The organism is Nocardiopsis camelliae (assembly GCF_028993595.1).
GTDB classification, from domain to species: Bacteria; Actinomycetota; Actinomycetes; order Streptosporangiales; family Streptosporangiaceae; genus Nocardiopsis; species Nocardiopsis dassonvillei.
The window spans coordinates 3484578-3500491 of record NZ_CP118614.1 but is presented as its reverse complement, the minus strand read 5'-3'; the positions used below and the strand labels follow the sequence as shown (position 1 = coordinate 3500491).

Here is a 15914-nt window from a genome sequence, read left to right as displayed (position 1 = left end):
CAACCTAATGTCTCATCAGGGAAGGATCGCACTTTAATTGGTGATTTCGAGTACTACTGGTGTGTTTGTTGGCAAGCTGAGATGCCCAAGGGGCCACAGGGTGCGGGGTCACAGGCCCAGCCGGGTGACGGCGTTGTCCTCCAAGGGGTTGGCGGTGCGGATGTAGTCGTGGACCGTGCGCGGGTTGGTCCAGCGGCCCTGGCGCATGATCTCGCGGTCGCTGGCCCCGCCCAGGGCGGCCTGGGTGGCGAACCCCGCCCGCAGGGAGTGCCCGCCGAAGTCGTCGGGGTCCAGCCCGGCGCGGCGGGCGTAGCGTTTGACCAGCTCCCCCACGGCCCGGCCCGACATCGGGCGCGTCCCGAGGTGGCCGTGGCGGTCCACGGTGGGCAGCAGGGGGCGCTCGGAGCCGTCGGCCAGGTCCGTGCCCGGCCAGCCCTGGCACAGGTGGGCCAGGGCCCCCTCGGGACGGGGGTGCTCCAGCAGGGCGGCCACCGCCTCCTCACCGCCCGCGCGGTGGGCCCGGACCAGGGCGGCCCAGTCGGCGTAGGCGCACACCGGGCAGGTCTGGCGGTGCCTGCCCCGGGGCAGGGCGACCCTGTGGCCGTGGCGGCCCTCCTGGTCGGTCTTGGTCGCGCCCAGCGCCACCACCAGGGCGGGGGCTCCGGTGGCGGGGTCGGTGTGCAGGGTCAGGTCGTCGAAGGTCAGCGCGGCCAGTTCGCTGCGGCGCAGGGCCCCGCCGAACCCGGTCAGCAGCAGCAGGGTGTCGCGCCTGCGGGCCACCCCGTGGGGGTGTTCGGGGCCCGGGCGCACCGACAGCAGCGCCTCCAGGACGGGCAGGACGACCGGTTCCTTGCGGCGCGGACGGGCCCGGCGGGTGCGGCGGATGCCGCGCAGGGTCATGCGCACGACCTCGGCGCGGGTGGGCGATTCCAGGCCGTGGGCGCCGTGCACGGCGGCGATGGCGGCGGCGCGCCGTTCGATGCTGGAGGGGGCCAGGGCCCAGCCGGTGTCGTCGGGGGTGCGCTCCTGGGCGCAGGCGGCCAGGTACACGGCCGCGTCCACCGGGTCGGCGGGCAGGGACTGGCGTTCCTGGGCCAGGCACCAGGCGGTGAAGGAGGTCCAGTCGGCGCGGTAGGCGCGCAGGGTGTTGGGCGACTGGGCGCTGGCCAGGTAGCGGCCCAGGGTCTGGGCCTGTTCGGTGTCGAAGCGCTCGCGCACCCGGGCCAGGGCGCGGGTGTCGACCAGGACGCTGGGGGTGGCCTGCTCCAGGCGGGCGCGTACGGCTCCGGGCAGGGCGATCTCGTGGGCGGGTTCGGGGTCGGGGGTGGGCTGGGGTGTGTTCACGGTCATCCATGATGGCCCAGGGGCCCGTGCGAAGGCGTGAGGCGGCGCGGGTGCCCGGGGGCGGCGGAGCGGGCGGGGCGGGGTGTCAGCCGAACAGGTGGGTGGTCAGGGCGTCCCAGAGTTCGGCCGGGGGCATGACCCACAGCAGGGGCAGGGCCGAGACGGCCAGGGCGGCGGTGAACCCGATCGCGGCGATCCTGCGCCGCAGGACCAGGGCGGCCACGGCCGAGGCCACCGGGACGGCCAGGGCCAGGATCAGGACCCAGACCAGGGCGTTGCCCACCGGGTCCAGGCTCTCGGGGGGCACCGGGGTGTCGGGGGCGGCGTGGATGACCGATTCCTGCAGGTCCATGAACACGAACAGCAGGTTGGCCAGGGCCAGCGGGGTGCCCAGCAGCCACACCAGGGTCAGCACCACCCATAGGGCGGTGATCCTGCGGTCGGGCGGTTCGGCGACGACCACCGGGGTGCGGCTGACGCTGGCTGCGGGCGGGAGCGGGCCGGGCTCCGCGGTGCTCTCCTGCGGGTGCGGGGCGGTGTCGGGGCGCTGGGCCTTGCGGCGCTTGCGTTTCTTGGGTGACACGTGGGTAGCCTACCGCCGGTTCGGACGGGGGCCGGGCCCCGCCGGACGGGCGGGGTTCACAGCGCCTGGGCCAGGTGGATGGCCACGACGAAGACCACCGGCCAGACCAGCAGGGCCAGCGACCACAGGGCGGCTCTGCGGTCCCCGGCGACGGTGGCCACGGCGGCGGCCAGCAGGGGGATGCCCACGGCGGCGCCGAAGGCCAGGGTGAACCACTCGGCCGCGGAGCCGGCGTGGGCCTGGACGCTGAGTCCCCGGAGGTAGCCGGCCGGCCCCAGCACCAGGCACATCAGGGCCAACAGGGCGATGACGACGCGGATACCGGTGGGGTGGCGGGTGTTGCGGCCGTTGCCGGGGGCGGAGGGACGGTCAGACACGGGGGCCGTGGTGCCTTTCGAGAACGGGTGGCGGTCCAGGGCGGGCGGGGGCACGCCCGCACCGGGGGTGCGGGTGGTGGTTCTTGCCGTCAGAAGACGCAGGGCACCGCTCCCGGCGTGTGGGGCCCGGGGCGCGTGCGGTGCTGTTTGACCTCTCTCCCATCCGAAGCGGGGGGATTCTTCCCTCGCGGGTCGAGCTTTCTGCTTCGTTGCTGGTTGCCGAACCGAACTGTCGGAGGGCGGAGCACCGCCCATCGGTCTTACACCAGCTCCCGCCCCTACTGTGTGGGCTTCGCCAGGATCACACAGCGGGGGCTCGACCGCACTCCCCGCCAGCCGGGCGGTAGGCCGATTCGGACTTGGTTCTCATCCGGATCGACGCTCACCAAGCTAGCACTGACTCGGGCAGCTCCGAAACCGCAGGGCGGGGCGGTCAGTGCTGGGCGGGCCAGGGGCGGGCGCCCTCGGTCAGGCGGGTGAAGGAGGAGAGCAGGCGCAGTTCGTCGATGCTGCGTGGGGCGGTGGTGAGCAGGTCGGGTGAGAAGACCACCGCCGCGACCAGCTGGGCGCGCGACAGGGCCACGTTGAGGCGGTTGCGGTCCAGGACGAAGGCGGTGCCGCGGCTGGCTTCGGCGGCGTTGGAGGTGGTCATCGAGCAGATGACGGCGGCGGCCTCCTGGCCCTGGAACTTGTCGACGGTGCCCACGCGCACGCCCTCCAGGGCGGGGTGGGTGTGCTCGGCCTGGGCCAGGGCGCGGCGCAGGGCGCGCACCTGGAGGTTGTAGGGGGCCACCACGAGGATGTCGTGGCCGGTCAGGGGGCGCGGGTGCGCCTGGTCGGGGCCGACGACCTTGTCGGTGACCAGGTGGGTGGCCACCTCCACCACCGCCTGGACCTCCTCGGGGCTGTGGGTGGTGCGGCCCTGGTGGGGGGTGGGCAGGGTGTACACGCCCGGTGCGAGGGTGGCCAGGGCGCGGTCGGCGGTGCTGGGGTGGGCGTGCAGGCGGCCCTGGTAGGACAGGGCGGAGACGGTGGCGCACACGTTCGGGTGCATGCGGCGGGTCTGGTCGAGGAAGTAGCCGCGTGAGGGGTCGATGATCTGGCGGCCGGCCATGAGGTGTTGCAGGGCGGAGGCGTCGGCGCCTTCGCCGTGGGTGCCCTGGACGACCTGGGGCAGCTGTTGGGGGTCGCCCAGCAGGACGAGGTTGCGTGCGGCGGCGGAGACGGCGAGGGTGTCGGCCAGGGCGAACTGTCCGGCCTCGTCGATGATGAGCACGTCCAGGGGGTCGGCGAGCATGGCGGCGTTGGACATGGCCCAGGCGGTGCCGCCGATGAGGACGGGGTGGCCCTGGGCGGTGTGCTTGTCGCGCCAGCTGGCCAGGGCCTGGGGGCTGGAGGGCTGTTCCCAGGGCAGGTCCTGGTCGGTGTCCTTGCCGCGTCCCTTGGCGCGTTTGGCGGCGGCCACCTCCACCCCGGCGGCCTCGGCGGCGCGCAGGGCGGCGGTCATGACGTTCTCCACGGCCTTGTGGCCGGTGGAGCACACGCCCACGCTCCTGCCCTGGCGGGCCAGGTGGGTGATGAGCTGGGCGGCCAGGTAGGTCTTGCCCGCGCCGGGCGGGCCCTGCACGGCGAGGTAGGAGCCCTCCAGGCGGTCCACGGCGGCGATGGTGGCGTGGATGAGGTCGCCGTCGTGGTCGGCGGGGTCGGGCAGCGGGCCGGGGGTGCTCAGGCGCGGCGGGATGCGGCGCAGCACGTCCAGGCCGGGGTGGTGGGGCCACTGGGGCAGGGTGTCCAGGGCGGTGCGGGCCACCGTCTCCAGGGCGCCGTCCTTGGGGGCGGGGTTGACCGGGGAGCCGGGCAGGACGGCGACGGGGGGCCGGGAGTAGGTGGAGTCGGGGTCGCAGGTCTCGGTGATGGCCAGGGTGTCGGCGTCGGCTTCGGCGACCTTGGCCTGGGTGGTGGTGGCGGGCTGGCCGGGGGTGCCGGGGTAGAGCAGGTGCACGTCCTGGCCGGAGGTGAAGGGGTGGGGGTGGGCGGTGTCCAGGCGCAGGGAGAGTTCGCGGCGGGACTTGCGCTGGCGGCCGGTGGGTTCGATCCACTCCCCCGCGCGCACCTGCCAGGGAACGGCGCAGTCGGTGTCGGACTCCAGGTCGGTCAGGGGGGCGCTGGTGCGCCGGTAGTGCTCGCGCCAGGGGGGCAGGTTCTCGCGCTGGTAGTAGCCGACCAGGGCGGCCAGTCGGGCGCGGGTGTGGTGGTCGGGTTCGCGGTCCTGGGCCTGGTCGGGGACCTGGTCCAGGAGGGGTTCGGTGAGGGCGGCGTGGCGGGCGGCCTTCTCCTGGCGTTTGCGGGCGCGTTCGGCCTCGGCCTCGGTGAGTTCGAGCTGGACCAGGGGACGGTCGGTGATGCCCTGGTGGGTGCGGTGGTCCTCCAGCCAGTCGCGCAGGCGCGCGGTGGAGTGGCAGTCGTCGCGGTTGTAGGCGGCGATGTCGGCCAGGACCCGCGCGGCACGGTCGTGGTCGTCGGCCTCGGTGGCGGCCAGGTAGGCGGCGTAGGCGTCGATGCTGGAGGTGGCGGTGGTGACGCCGCCGGAGCGGGCGGCGGGCAGGTAGAGGGGTTCGAGGTACTTGATGGAGTAGGAGCGCTGGGACACGCGCAGGCTCTTGCGCACGACGGTGTACAGGTCCACCAGGCGGTTCTCGCGCAGGAGCCGGTTGACCTCCTCCTCGCGGGTGGCGAACTCCGAGCTCAGGTGTTTGAGGCGGTCCACCTCGTAGGAGGCGTAGTGGTAGACGTGGGCGCCGGGGTCGGCGTCCACGCGGGCGGTGGCGAAGTCGACGAAGTCCTCCAGGGCCTTCTTCTCCTGGGCGCGGTCGTGGGCCCAGAAGGCGTGGAAGGTCTCGGCGCCGTGGGCGTCCTCGGTGGTGGCGCCGAAGAGGTACTCCAGGCCGCGTTCGCCCTCGCGGGAGTGGTAGGGGTAGCCCTCCATGTCGAAGAAGACGTCGCCGGGGCTGGGGGCGGGCAGGCCGGCCAGGCCGTCGGGGGCGAAGACCTCGGCGGTGACGGTGCCCTGGGGGTTGTCGGGGGTGCGGGTGCGGTCCTGGCGGACCTGGAGGGCGGCCTGGGCGCGCAGTTGGTCGAAGGAGCGGCGGGGCAGGGTGGTGGGGCGCTGGTCGTCGTCGGCCCGGGCGAGGGCGTCGATGGTGTCCAGGCCGGAGTCGGTGAGTTTGGCGGCCTGGTCGGTGCGCAGTCCGGCGACCAGGGACAGGTGGCGGGCGGCGGTGCGCCCTTGGGAGCACCAGGCCTGGTAGCCGCAGCCCTCGCATGCGGGGCGGGGCTGGCCCCAGGTGGGGGCGGGCAGGGCGGGTTCGCTGGCCAGGAGGGTGAGCAGTCGGGTGGTGACGGTGCTCAGGATGGGGGTGAAGTCGGCGGTGGGCAGGGTGTGGGTGTGGTTGTCGCCGGTGAGCAGGTGCATGTGCTGGGGGGTGTGGCCGGTGGCGACGCTGACGGCGTGGGCGTAGGCGGCGAGCTGGACGACGGCGCCGGGGCCGGGGCGGCGGGCGAGCTTGGTGTCCCAGGGTTCGTAGGTCCAGTTTGGGGGTGCGGGGGTGCGGGTGCGTCCGGTGGCGGGGTCCAGGTCGGAGCGGATGAGGAAGTCGGCGCGGCCGTGGAAGGACACCGTGCGCCCGTCGGGGTCGGGTTCGGTGAGGCGGTGGTGGAAGCTGCCCTGGTAGATGACGGGGACTCCGGCGGCCATGGCGTCGGCGGTGGCTTGGGCGGCCGCGGCCAGGGAGGCGTCCTCGGGGCGGGGGTCGGGCATGCGGGCGACCTCGACCAGGGCGCTGAGGCGTTCGAGTTCGGCCTGTTCGTGGGCCAGGCCGTGCTGGGCCACGAGCGGGTCGATGTCGGTGGGGGCGGGTGCGCCTTCGACGCGGGCGGCCAGGGCGGTCTTCAGGGCGCTGCGGTGGTCGCACTCCAGGGTGTCGACGAGGTCGGTGGGTGAGACGACCCAACCGGTGGTGGTGCGGAACACGCCCCTGCTCCCCTGTGTGGTGTTGGTGTGGGTGCTGGGGATTGTGCCATGAAGCGGTGACGTGTGGGGGCTCACACGCGCGGCGGATGCGGTGCGAGGGGCCGGTTCGTGCGGGCCCGCGCCGGGAGCGTGCGTCGTAGCGGGCGGTGGCCGGTGGGCTTCGGTGGCGCTGCCTCGGCCGGGGTGTGGTGTGCTTCGCGCAGGGCGGTGGCCGGTGCGCCCCCGAAGGCGGCGGGGGCTGTCCGTCTTCGCGCTGGTAAGCGGGCCGCGAACGACGACGCTGCGGCGGCCCGTCCAAGGGCCGCCGCGGCGCGCACGCGTGCGGGTGCAGGGGTGTTAGCCCACGACCTGCCAGTCGACCTGGCCCACACCGGCTCCGGTGCCGATGATCTGGTCGAAGGCCGCGGTGGACAGGTCCAGGCAGCGTCCGTCGACGTAGGGGCCGCGGTCGTTGATGCGCACGGTCACGGACTCGCCGCTGCTGGGGTTGGTGACCTGGACCTGGGTGCCGAAGGGCAGGGTCTTGTGCGCGGCGGTCATGGCGTTGGGATCGAACGTCTCGCCGTTGGCGGTGGTGCGTCCGGCGAAGTCGGCCCCGTAGTAGGAGGCCTGGCAGGAGCCGCCCTGGCCGGTGGACTCGGAGTCGGAGCCGGTGTCGGCGGCGGGTTCCTCGGCCTCCTCGGTCTCCTCCTCCTCCTCGGGCTCTTCGAGGATGTCGGAGGCGTCGGTGCTGGAGCGCTGGGTGGCGGAGCCGACGGCCTCCTCGGCGAGCTGCTGTTGCTCCTGCCCGGCGTTGGGTGTGGCGTCGTCGGCGACCAGCGGGTCCGGGTCGGCCTGGGGGACGCCCGCGGCGTTGGTGGCGCTGCCCGGGTCGGCGCCGGTGGCGATGACGGCCGCGGCGGCGGTGCCGCCCACCAGCAGTGCGGCCCCGGTGGCCGAGGCCAGGATCAGGGTGCGCTTGCGGCGGGAGCGCTTGGCGGCCACGCGGGGGCCCACGGGCGTGTCGGCGCGGGTGGCCTCTTCTTCGGCCGGCGGGTTCTGGGGCTGGTGTGTGCCCACGACGGATAGTCCTTCGAACGGGAACAGGGCGTGGCGGCGCGGGTGCTCCGGAGTGGGGCGCGCGGTTGCCGTGGCAGGGTGCGCGGGTGGTGCGGCGCCCCGGGTCGCGGGAGGGCGCGGCGCCTGGAGCGGGCCGCCGGGTGGTGCGCGGGGTTCTGGGCGCAGATCCTAGGGGTAACGCGAGGGTAACGGTACCGGAAAGGAAGGGTTTGTGGAACTTGTCACCTCAGGGGACGGTGGTGTCGGTCACCCGGTGACGTGGGGCTCGGGCAGTTCGGGGCGCCGGGGCGGCACGCCCTCGGGGAAGAGGGTGGCGGCCGGGTCGGGCAGGTCCACGCCGCTGAGCCGGGCGACGGCTCTGGACAGGCTGGGGTTGTCCAGGTGCCCGCCCACGGTGCGGATCATGGCGGCCAGGGTGGGCAGGACGGGGGCGCCCAGGGCGGTGACGGCGTAGCGGGTGGCCACGGCCGGGGTGCGCGAGGCGCCCGCCCAGCAGTGCAGCAGGACGCGTTTGCCCTCCGCGCGCAGGGCCGCGACCGCGGCGGCGGCCTCGTCCAGGGTGAAGTGCGGGTGGGAGTTGGCGCCCCTGCGGTCGTGCAGCCACACCCGTACCCAGTCGGCCGGGGGCAGGTGGGGTGCGTCGCTGGGGTGGGTGCGGCACAGCGAGACCGCGGCGTCCACGGTGTCGGGGTGGGCGCGCAGATGGTCGAGGTTGCCCAGCAGGACGCCCGGGTCCAGGGGGTGGGGGACGGCGAAGGGCGGCAGGCGGCGGGGTTCGGCGACCAGGACGGGGTGCTCGGGCCACAGGGTGGGGTGGGGGCCGCGGGCGGTGGTCAGGGCGGTGGTGGTCAGGGTGTGGGGGTCGGTGGTCTCGGACAGGCGGCGCAGGGCGTGCAGGGGCAGGGCCGAGGCGCCCCACAGGGCGGTGGCCAGGGTGCCGGTGTACAGGGCGGCCCGGTCCCCGGCGGCGGCGTAGGCCGACCAGACGGAGTCGACCAGGTGGGTGCAGGCGAAGGAGCCGCGGGCGGGGTCCTCGGCGGGGCGGAGGGTGCGTGTGAGGGCACGCCAGGAGGCGCCCAGGGGGTCGTCGGCGGTGGTGCGCTCCAGGGCGGGGGCGCAGGAGGGCAGGGCGCCGGTGCGGGCGGCGGTGCGCAGCGCCGCGGCCCAGGCGCGCTCGACGGGGTTCTCGGGGGGCCGGGGCGGCTGGTCGGGCCCGGCCAGGTCGGTGAGCCCGGCGCGGACCAGGCGTGCGTGGGCGGTGCCGGGGCCGGTGGTGTGCGCGGTCAGGGTGGGTGAGGTGCCGACCAGGGCGGCGGCGGCCGGGGCGCCGAGCAGGGCGCCGACGGCCCGGTCGCTGGCGGGGTGGTGGAAGTCGAGCAGGGGGGCGGGTACTGCGGGCATGGCCGTCCTCGGGGCGGTGCGGACCGGGATGGGTGGGGAACCCACGGGTGGTCTTCCCCCTCCGGTGGCCCGGCGCACCCCGCGGCCGGTTGTGGCCATGCCCGGGCAGCGCATGGGCGGGCCGGGCCGAGCTGGTGCCGGGGGCGCCGCTCCCCCGCGCCGGTGCCACGCCCCCGGGTCAGACGGGCTGGGCGATGGCGGCCTGTTCGTAGCGCGCGGCCACGGCGTGGGCCAGGGCCGGATCCGGGCACAGCGGGCGCGCCACCACGTCCGCGCCCGCCCCGGCCAAGCGGTCGTGGAAGAGCCCGGGCGCCAGCAGCCAGCTGGCCACGGCCACCCTGCGGTGCCCCCGCTCGCGCAGGCGGGCCACCTGTTCGGCCACGGTGGGTTGGCCGGTGGCGATGAACCCCGGTTCCACGGGGGTGCCCAGGCGTTGGGACATGCGCTGGGCCGCCTGTTCCAGTTCGGCGCCCGCGAAGGGGTCGGAGGTTCCGGCGCAGGCCAGCACGACGGCGTCCCCGGGCCGGTACCCGGCCCCGACCAGGCGGCGCACGGCGGTGTCCAGGACCGCGGGGTGCCCGCCCAGGGCTGGGGTGATGACGGCGTCGGCGCGTCCGGCGCGGGCGAGCTGGTGGGGGATGTCGGTGCGCACGTGGTAGCCCGAGGCCAGGAACGCGGGCACCACCACCAGCGGCCCCGGGGTGCGGGCGGCGACCTCGCCGACGCTGGGCGCGAGCACGTCGGCGAATGCCAGGCGGGTGGTTCGGCCCGTCACCTCGGCCACGCGCAGGGCCAGGGAGTGGGCCACGGCGGTGCCGTGGGGGTCGCGGGTGCCGTGGACGGCCAGCAGCAGGGTGGGGTGTCGGTTCATCGCGTGGCGCGGACGGCCGGGGCCGGTGATCCGCTTCTTCCTCTCCCTCGGTCGGGTGGGCCGGTGCGCTCGTCAGAGGGCGCGCTCGGGCGGGTCCAGGGCCAGCCGGTAGCCGCGTTTGACCACGGTCTGGATGATCCTGGGGTTGCCCAGCGCGGTGCGCAGCCGGGCCACGGCCGTCTCCACGGCGTGGGCGTCGGCGTCCTCGCCCAGGCAGGTGAGCAGGCGGGCGCGGTCCAGGACCTGGCCGGGCCTGCGCGCCAGCTCGCGCAGCACCCGCATCAGGGTGGGCGAGAGGGTGCGCACGGTGCCGTCGACCAGGACGGCGTGGCCGCGCAGGCGCAGGCGGTGTCCGGCCACGGACAGGGTCGGAAAGCGTGCGGGCAGCTCCTCGGCGAGCGCGCGGACCTGGGCGCCGACGCGGGCGCGCTGGGGCCACACGGTGGGGATGTCGTGGGCCATCAGGGGGCGTGCGGTGACCGCTCCCACGCACATGGCCAGGACGTCGCCGCGCAGGGCCCGGACCAGGGCGGCCTGGTGGCCGGTGGTGTGGGCGCGGGCCAGCAGCCCCGCCGCGGCCGGGGCGCTGGTGAAGGTGACCGCGTCCACTCCCCCGCTGGTGACGGCCTCGATGAGGCGGTCCAGGGGTGCGGTGTCCTCGGGCAGGGTCCAGCGGTAGACGGGGACCTCGACGACGTCGGCTCCGGCCAGGCGCAGCGCGGCGGTGAAGTCGGGCAGGGGTTCGCCGTGCAGTTGGATGGCCACCCGCAGCCCCCGTACGCCCCGGGCGAGCAGGTAGTCCAGGACCTCGGCGGAGGACTCCGAGGGCGGGGACCACTCCTCGGTGAGTCCGGCGGCGCGGATGGCGCCCTTGGCCTTGGGGCCGCGGGCCAGCAGGCGCGAGGTGCGCAGGCTCGCCAGGAGCGGGTCGACGGTGCCCCAGGTCTCGCAGGCCTCCACCCAGCCGCGGAAGCCGATGCCGGTGGTGGCCACGACGACGTCGGCGGGGCGGCGGGCGAGCTGTTCGGAGACCGCGGCCAGGCGCTGGTCGTCGCTGAGGGGCACGATGCGCAGGGCCGGTGCGGCCAGGACCTGGGCGCCCTTGCGGCGCAGCAGGGCGCTGATCTCCTCGGCGCGGCGGGCGGCGGTGACGGCGACGGTGAACCCGGCCAGGGGCGCGGTGGTGGCGGGTTCGGCCTGGCGGCGGACGGGCGGGGCCGCGGTGTCGTCGTCCAGGGAGGTGTTCACGGTGTGCCCTCCTGGGCGGGCGCGCCGATCTGCACGGCGGTGTCGGTCTGGCGCACGGGCCAGGTGGTCAGGCGCACGTGCTCGTCGTCCAGGCTCTGGCCGGTGCGCAGGGAGAAGACGTTCTTGAGCATGGGTGAGGCGACGGTGGGTTCGCCCGCGCGGTCGCCGACGATGCCGCGTGAGATGACGGCGGCGCCGGTGTAGGGGTCGATGTTGTCGACGGCGTACAGGTGCTGGTCGCGGGTGCGGAACACGGCGACCTGGCGGCCGTCGGGGAGCAGCACGGCCACCCCGTCCTCCACGCGCAGGCCCGCCGGGGCGCAGGCGTCGATCCAGGTGGTGGGCTGGGCTGGGGTGGTGACGGTCATCGGGTGGCCTCCTGGGGTCGGCGGGCGGGCATGCCCAGGCTGACGGGAGCGGTGGGGACCGGCTGGTCGCGGGTGGTGGTGAAGCTGATGGTGGGGTCGGGGGTGTCGGGGGCGTTGGCGAAGGAGACGAAGCGCGCGAGCTTGTCGGGGTCGGCCAGGACCGCGGCCCACTCGTCGCCGTAGGCGTCCACGTGGCGGGCCATGGCCTCCTCCAGTTCGGCGGCGATGCCCAGGGAGTCCTGGACGACGACGTCGCGCAGGTGGTCCAGGCCGCCTTCCAGGGACTCGATCCAGGGGGCGGTGCGCTGGAGGCGGTCGGCGGTGCGCACGTAGAACATCAGGAACCGGTCGACGTAGCGGATGAGGGTGTCCTCGTCCAGGTCCGAGGCCAGGAGTTCGGCGTGGCGGGGGGTGAAGCCGCCGTTGCCGCCCACGTACAGGTTCCAGCCCTTGTCGGTGGCGATGACGCCGAAGTCCTTGCCGCGGGCCTCGGCGCACTCGCGGGCGCACCCGGAGACGGCGGCCTTGAGCTTGTGGGGTGAGCGCAGGCCCCGGTAGCGCTCCTCCAGGCGGATGGCCAGGCCCACCGAGTCCTGGACGCCGAAGCGGCACCAGGTGGTGCCCACGCACGACTTGACGGTGCGCAGGGACTTGCCGTAGGCGTGTCCGGACTCGAACCCGGCGTCGACCAGCCGCTTCCAGATGACGGGCAGCTGTTCGAGTCGGGCGCCGAAGAGGTCGATGCGCTGGCCGCCGGTGATCTTGGTGTAGAGGTTGAAGTCGCGTGCGACCTCGCCGATGACGATGAGCTTGTCGGGGGTGATCTCGCCGCCGGGGATGCGCGGCACGACCGAGTAGGTGCCGTTGCGCTGCATGTTGGCCAGGTAGCGGTCGTTGGTGTCCTGCAGGGTGGCCTGTTCGCCCTCCAGGATGTGTCCGTTGCCCAGGGAGGCCAGGATGGAGGCCACCGCGGGCTTGCACACGTCGCAGCCGTGCCCGGTGCCGTGGGCGGCGATGAGGCCGGAGAAGGTGGCGGCGCCGGTGGCGCGCACGATCTCGACCAGTTCGGCGCGCGACTGGGGGAAGTGCTCGCACAGGGCCTTGGACTGCTCGATGCCGGCCTGGGCGAGGATCTGCTTGAGCATGGGCATGCACGAGCCGCAGCTGGTGCCCGCCTTGGTGCAGGCCTTGAGCGCGGGCACGTCGTGGTTGCCGCAGGAGATGGCCTCGGTCAGCTCGCCCTTGGTGACGGCGTTGCACGAGCAGATCTGGGCGGTGTCGGGCAGGGCGTCGGCGCCCAGGGCGGCGCCCTCGGGGGTGATGAGCGACAGGGGGTCGCCGGGCAGGGGTGATCCGACCAGGGGGCGCAGGGTGGCGTAGGCCGAGGCGTCGCCGACCAGGACGCCGCCCAGCAGTGTGGTGGCGTCGTCGGAGACCACGAGCTTGGCGTAGCGGCCGCTGGCGGCGTCGTTGACGACCACGTCCAGGGCGCCGGGGGTGCGGCCGTGGGCGTCGCCGAAGCTGGCCACGTCCACGCCCATGAGCTTGAGCTTGGTGGAGGTGTCGGCGCCGGTGAAGGTGGCCCGGCCGCCCACGAGCCGGTCGGCGACGACCTCGGCCATGGCGTTGCCGGGGGCGATGAGGCCGTAGACGGTGCCGCGGTGGTTGGCGGCCTCGCCCACGGCGTGGATGTGGGCGTCGCTGGTGGTGCAGGTGTCGTCGACGACGATGCCGCCGCGCTCGCCCACCTCCAGTCCGATCGCGCGGGCCAGGTCGTCGCGGGGGCGGATGCCCACGGAGAACACGACCAGGTCGGCGTCCAGGGAGCCCTCGCCCAGTCTCAGGCGGGCCACGCGGCCGTCGGGTCCGGCCTCCACGGCGGTGGAGGCCGAACCGGTGTGGACCCGCACGCCCAGGTCGGTGATCAGGGTGCGCAGCAGGCCTCCGGCGCCCTCGTCGATCTGCGCGGGCATCAGGTGGGGGGCGAGTTCGACCACGTGCGCCCGCACGCCCAGCAGGCGCAGGGCGTTGGCGGCCTCCAGCCCCAGCAGGCCGCCGCCCACGACCACGCCGGTGCTGGCGCCGCGCGCGGAGGCGGTGATGGCGTCCAGGTCCTCGATGGTGCGGTAGACGTGGCAGCCGGGCAGGTCGTGGCCGGGCACGGGCGGCACGAAGGGTGTGGAGCCGGTGGCCAGGACGAGCCGGTCGTAGGGAAGGACGCGTCCGCTCGCCGTGGTGACGGTGCGGTTGGCGCGGTCCACGTCCACGGCGCGTTCGTTGACGTGCACGTCCACGTGGGGGCCGCTCAGGTCGCCCAGGGACAGGTCCTGGGCGCTGGCGCCGTCGAAGTAGGAGGACAGGGCCACCCGGTCGTAGGCGGTGCGGGGCTCCTCGCCTACGACGGTGATGTGCCAGTGCCCGGCGGTGTCGCGGTCGCGCAGGGCCTCGACGAGGCGGTGGCCGACCATGCCGTTGCCGATGACGACGAGTTCTTCCATGGGCTCCTCCTGCTGCGGGGTCGGACAGGTTTCAGGCAACCTCCCGGGTGTTTCCCGACGGTCAGCCGTATGTGTCGCGCTTGTTTCGATGTGCTGCCACCGCAGGTGGCGGGTGAGTGATGCGGGGTGAAGCGCCAGGGTGGGCGCCGGGCGGGCCGCGTCTGGGGGGTTGGTCACACCGGGGGCGCGGCGCGGGCCCGGTGTCGGGGGCGGGGCGTGGACAGCGGCCCCCCGGCCGGTCAGGATGGGCACCGATGCACACGTTCGCCGCCCCGCGCCCCGCGCGCGCCCTGTCCTGCCTGTCCGCCCTGGCCGTGGGCGACGCCTTCGGCTCCCAGTTCTTCGCCGCGGCCAACCGGCGCTTGGTGGAGGGGCGGGAGTTGCCGCCGGGGCCGTGGCGGTGGAGCGACGACACCGAGATGGCGGCGTCGGTGCACGCGGAGGCGGTGCGCGGCGAGGGGGTGGACCCCGACCGGCTGGCGGGTTCCTTCGCCCGCCACCACGACGCCGACCGCGGTTACGGCGCCGCCACCGGGCGGCTGCTGGGCCGGGTGCGCGAGGGCGGCGACTGGCGGACGCTGGCCGCGGAGCTGTTCGAAGGGTCGGGTTCCTTCGGTAACGGGGCGGCGATGCGGGTGGCTCCGCTGGGCGCCTGGTACGCCGACGATCCGGGCCGGGCAGCCCGGGAGGCGGCGGTGAGCGCGCGGGTGACCCACACCCACCCCGAGGCGGTGGACGGCGCGGTCGCGGTGGCGGTGGCCGCCGCGCTGGCGGCACGGCGCGAGCCGGTGGGGCCCGGGCCCTTCCTGGACGGGGTGGTCGAGGGTCTGCGGCCGGGGCGGGTGCGCGAGGCGGTGGGCGCCGCCCGCGGGCTGCTGGTGAGCGCCGACCCGCTGGTGGCGGCCGCCGATTTGGGCAACGGCTCCCGGGTCAGCGCGTTGGACACGGTGCCGTTCGCGCTGTGGGTGGCGGCCCGGCACGGCGGGGTCGTGTCGGGGGCGCGTGCGGGCGGTGGGGGCTTCGCCCCGGCGATGTGGGCGGCGGTCGCTGCGGGCGGGGACATGGACACCACCTGCGCGATCGTGGCGGGGATCCTGGGCGCGGGGCTGCCCGGGGGGCGGGTTCCCGCCGCGTGGGCCGAGCGCACCGAGGAGCTGCCCGGTTGGGCGCTGGCGGACGAGGAGGGCCTCGGCGGTTAGGGGGACGTGCCGTGGGGCGGCGGGGGCCGGGCACAGCTACCGGTACCGGGTCCCGGCTAGGGTGGCTCGGAGCCGGAGCGGCAAACGCGCCTGGGAACGTGTGGGTGAGTGGGGGGTGGGCCTGTGCAGGTCGAGGTGTGGTCCGACGTCGTCTGTCCGTGGTGCTACATCGGCAAGCGGCGCCTGGAGAGGGCGCTGGAGCTGTTCGATCACGCCGACCGGGTCCGGGTGCGCTGGCGCAGCTTCCAGCTGGACCCCTCCTTCCCGCCGGGTGTGAGCGAGCCGGTCTACGACTCGCTCTCGCGCAAGATGGGGGCGCCCCGCGAGCAGGTGCGGTCGATGACCGAGCAGGTCACGCGGGTGGCCGCCCAGGAGGGCCTGGACTACGACTTCGCGGGCGGGGTCATGGTCAACACCTTCGACGTCCACCGTCTGATCCACCTGGCCCGGACCCGCGGCCTGGAGGCGCAGGCGCAGGAGCGGTTCATGCGCGCCCAGCTGGTGGAGGCCCGCGACCTCAGCGACGCCGCCGTCCTGGTGGAGGTGGCGGCCGAGGCCGGGCTGGAGGCCCAGGAGGTGCGGCGGGTGCTGGAGGGTGAGGAGCACGCCGAGGACGTGCGCGAGGACATCGCCCTGGCCCGCCGGCTGGGTGCGACCGGGGTGCCCTTCTTCGTCATGGACCGCGCCGTCGGCATCTCGGGGGCCCAGTCGGTGGAGGTGGTGCTGTCCGCCCTGGACAAGGCCCACCAGGCCGGCCAGGGGTAGACGGCGCGTCGCGGTCCCGACCAGGGCCCGCGTCCGGGTTCACACCGGGCGCGGGCCCTCTTCGTGCGTCCGGTCCGGTCGGCTCCTCCCCGGCGAAGTGGCCCACGCCACAGGACCGGGGACTTGAGTGTGCCGCGACGGCACGGTTTTTGCTGGGACACGGTTCACCCC

12 protein-coding genes are annotated in these 15914 nt (G+C 75.0%); 2 read left to right on the top strand and 10 right to left on the bottom strand.

What is annotated here, in order from left to right; all coding sequences use genetic code 11:
- Positions 1 to 108: 108 nt before the first annotated feature.
- The 10 genes from PV789_RS15405 to nirB form a co-directional block, all read right to left on the bottom strand.
- Positions 109 to 1350 carry a tyrosine-type recombinase/integrase gene (locus PV789_RS15405; RefSeq protein WP_475469225.1) on the bottom strand — a complete coding sequence of 414 codons (1242 nt, stop codon included), beginning with the start codon at positions 1348 to 1350 and terminating at the stop codon, positions 109 to 111.
- A gap of 79 nt (positions 1351 to 1429) precedes the next feature.
- On the bottom strand, positions 1430 to 1927 hold the full coding sequence (locus PV789_RS15400; RefSeq protein ID WP_274973265.1) for a hypothetical protein: 498 nt from the start codon (positions 1925 to 1927) through the stop codon (positions 1430 to 1432).
- Positions 1928 to 1983: 56 nt separating this feature from the next.
- Positions 1984 to 2304 (bottom strand): hypothetical protein, encoded by a 321-nt coding sequence (locus PV789_RS15395; protein ID WP_212639747.1) that lies wholly within the window; start codon positions 2302 to 2304, stop codon positions 1984 to 1986.
- Positions 2305 to 2737: 433 nt separating this feature from the next.
- The gene (locus PV789_RS15390; RefSeq protein ID WP_274973264.1) at positions 2738 to 6334 is read right to left on the bottom strand and encodes a TM0106 family RecB-like putative nuclease; all 3597 of its coding nucleotides are present in this window, start codon (positions 6332 to 6334) and stop codon (positions 2738 to 2740) included.
- 336 nt (positions 6335 to 6670) lie between these two features.
- On the bottom strand, positions 6671 to 7393 hold the full coding sequence (locus tag PV789_RS15385) for a septal ring lytic transglycosylase RlpA family protein (RefSeq protein WP_274973263.1): 723 nt from the start codon (positions 7391 to 7393) through the stop codon (positions 6671 to 6673).
- A 246-nt stretch (positions 7394 to 7639) separates the two neighbouring features.
- On the bottom strand, positions 7640 to 8794 hold the full coding sequence (locus tag PV789_RS15380) for a protein-tyrosine phosphatase family protein (RefSeq protein ID WP_274973262.1): 1155 nt from the start codon (positions 8792 to 8794) through the stop codon (positions 7640 to 7642).
- A 178-nt stretch (positions 8795 to 8972) separates the two neighbouring features.
- The gene (locus PV789_RS15375) at positions 8973 to 9665 is read right to left on the bottom strand and encodes a sirohydrochlorin chelatase (RefSeq protein WP_274973261.1); all 693 of its coding nucleotides are present in this window, start codon (positions 9663 to 9665) and stop codon (positions 8973 to 8975) included.
- 72 nt (positions 9666 to 9737) lie between these two features.
- Positions 9738 to 10913, bottom strand: a complete 1176-nt coding sequence (locus PV789_RS15370) for a uroporphyrinogen-III synthase (RefSeq protein WP_274973260.1) — start codon at positions 10911 to 10913, stop codon at positions 9738 to 9740.
- The gene (nirD, locus tag PV789_RS15365; RefSeq protein ID WP_212639753.1) at positions 10910 to 11281 is read right to left on the bottom strand and encodes a nitrite reductase small subunit NirD; all 372 of its coding nucleotides are present in this window, start codon (positions 11279 to 11281) and stop codon (positions 10910 to 10912) included. The genes PV789_RS15370 and nirD overlap by 4 nt, the downstream gene beginning before the upstream one ends.
- The gene (nirB, locus tag PV789_RS15360; RefSeq protein ID WP_274973259.1) at positions 11278 to 13779 is read right to left on the bottom strand and encodes a nitrite reductase large subunit NirB; all 2502 of its coding nucleotides are present in this window, start codon (positions 13777 to 13779) and stop codon (positions 11278 to 11280) included. Before nirB ends, nirD begins: the two co-directional genes overlap by 4 nt.
- 254 nt (positions 13780 to 14033) lie before the next feature.
- Here nirB and PV789_RS15355 point away from each other — a divergent pair, with 254 nt between their 5' ends.
- Entirely contained in the window at positions 14034 to 14978 is a 945-nt protein-coding gene (locus tag PV789_RS15355; RefSeq protein ID WP_274973258.1) for an ADP-ribosylglycohydrolase family protein, read from the top strand.
- A gap of 123 nt (positions 14979 to 15101) precedes the next feature.
- Positions 15102 to 15743 (top strand): DsbA family oxidoreductase, encoded by a 642-nt coding sequence (locus PV789_RS15350; protein WP_274973257.1) that lies wholly within the window; start codon positions 15102 to 15104, stop codon positions 15741 to 15743.
- The last annotated feature ends 171 nt before the right edge of the window (positions 15744 to 15914 follow it).

What these genes read in the sequence shown, in the direction of transcription:
- PV789_RS15405 (WP_475469225.1), bottom strand. Translation starts at nt 1,350, where the DNA reads ATGACCGTGAACACACCCCAGCCCACCCCCGACCCCGAACCCGCCCAC.
- PV789_RS15380 (WP_274973262.1), bottom strand. Translation starts at nt 8,794, where the DNA reads ATGCCCGCAGTACCCGCCCCCCTGCTCGACTTCCACCACCCCGCCAGC.
- PV789_RS15375 (WP_274973261.1), bottom strand. Translation starts at nt 9,665, where the DNA reads ATGAACCGACACCCCACCCTGCTGCTGGCCGTCCACGGCACCCGCGAC.
- nirD (WP_212639753.1), bottom strand. Translation starts at nt 11,281, where the DNA reads ATGACCGTCACCACCCCAGCCCAGCCCACCACCTGGATCGACGCCTGC.
- nirB (WP_274973259.1), bottom strand. Translation starts at nt 13,779, where the DNA reads ATGGAAGAACTCGTCGTCATCGGCAACGGCATGGTCGGCCACCGCCTC.
- PV789_RS15355 (WP_274973258.1), top strand. Translation starts at nt 14,034, where the DNA reads ATGCACACGTTCGCCGCCCCGCGCCCCGCGCGCGCCCTGTCCTGCCTG.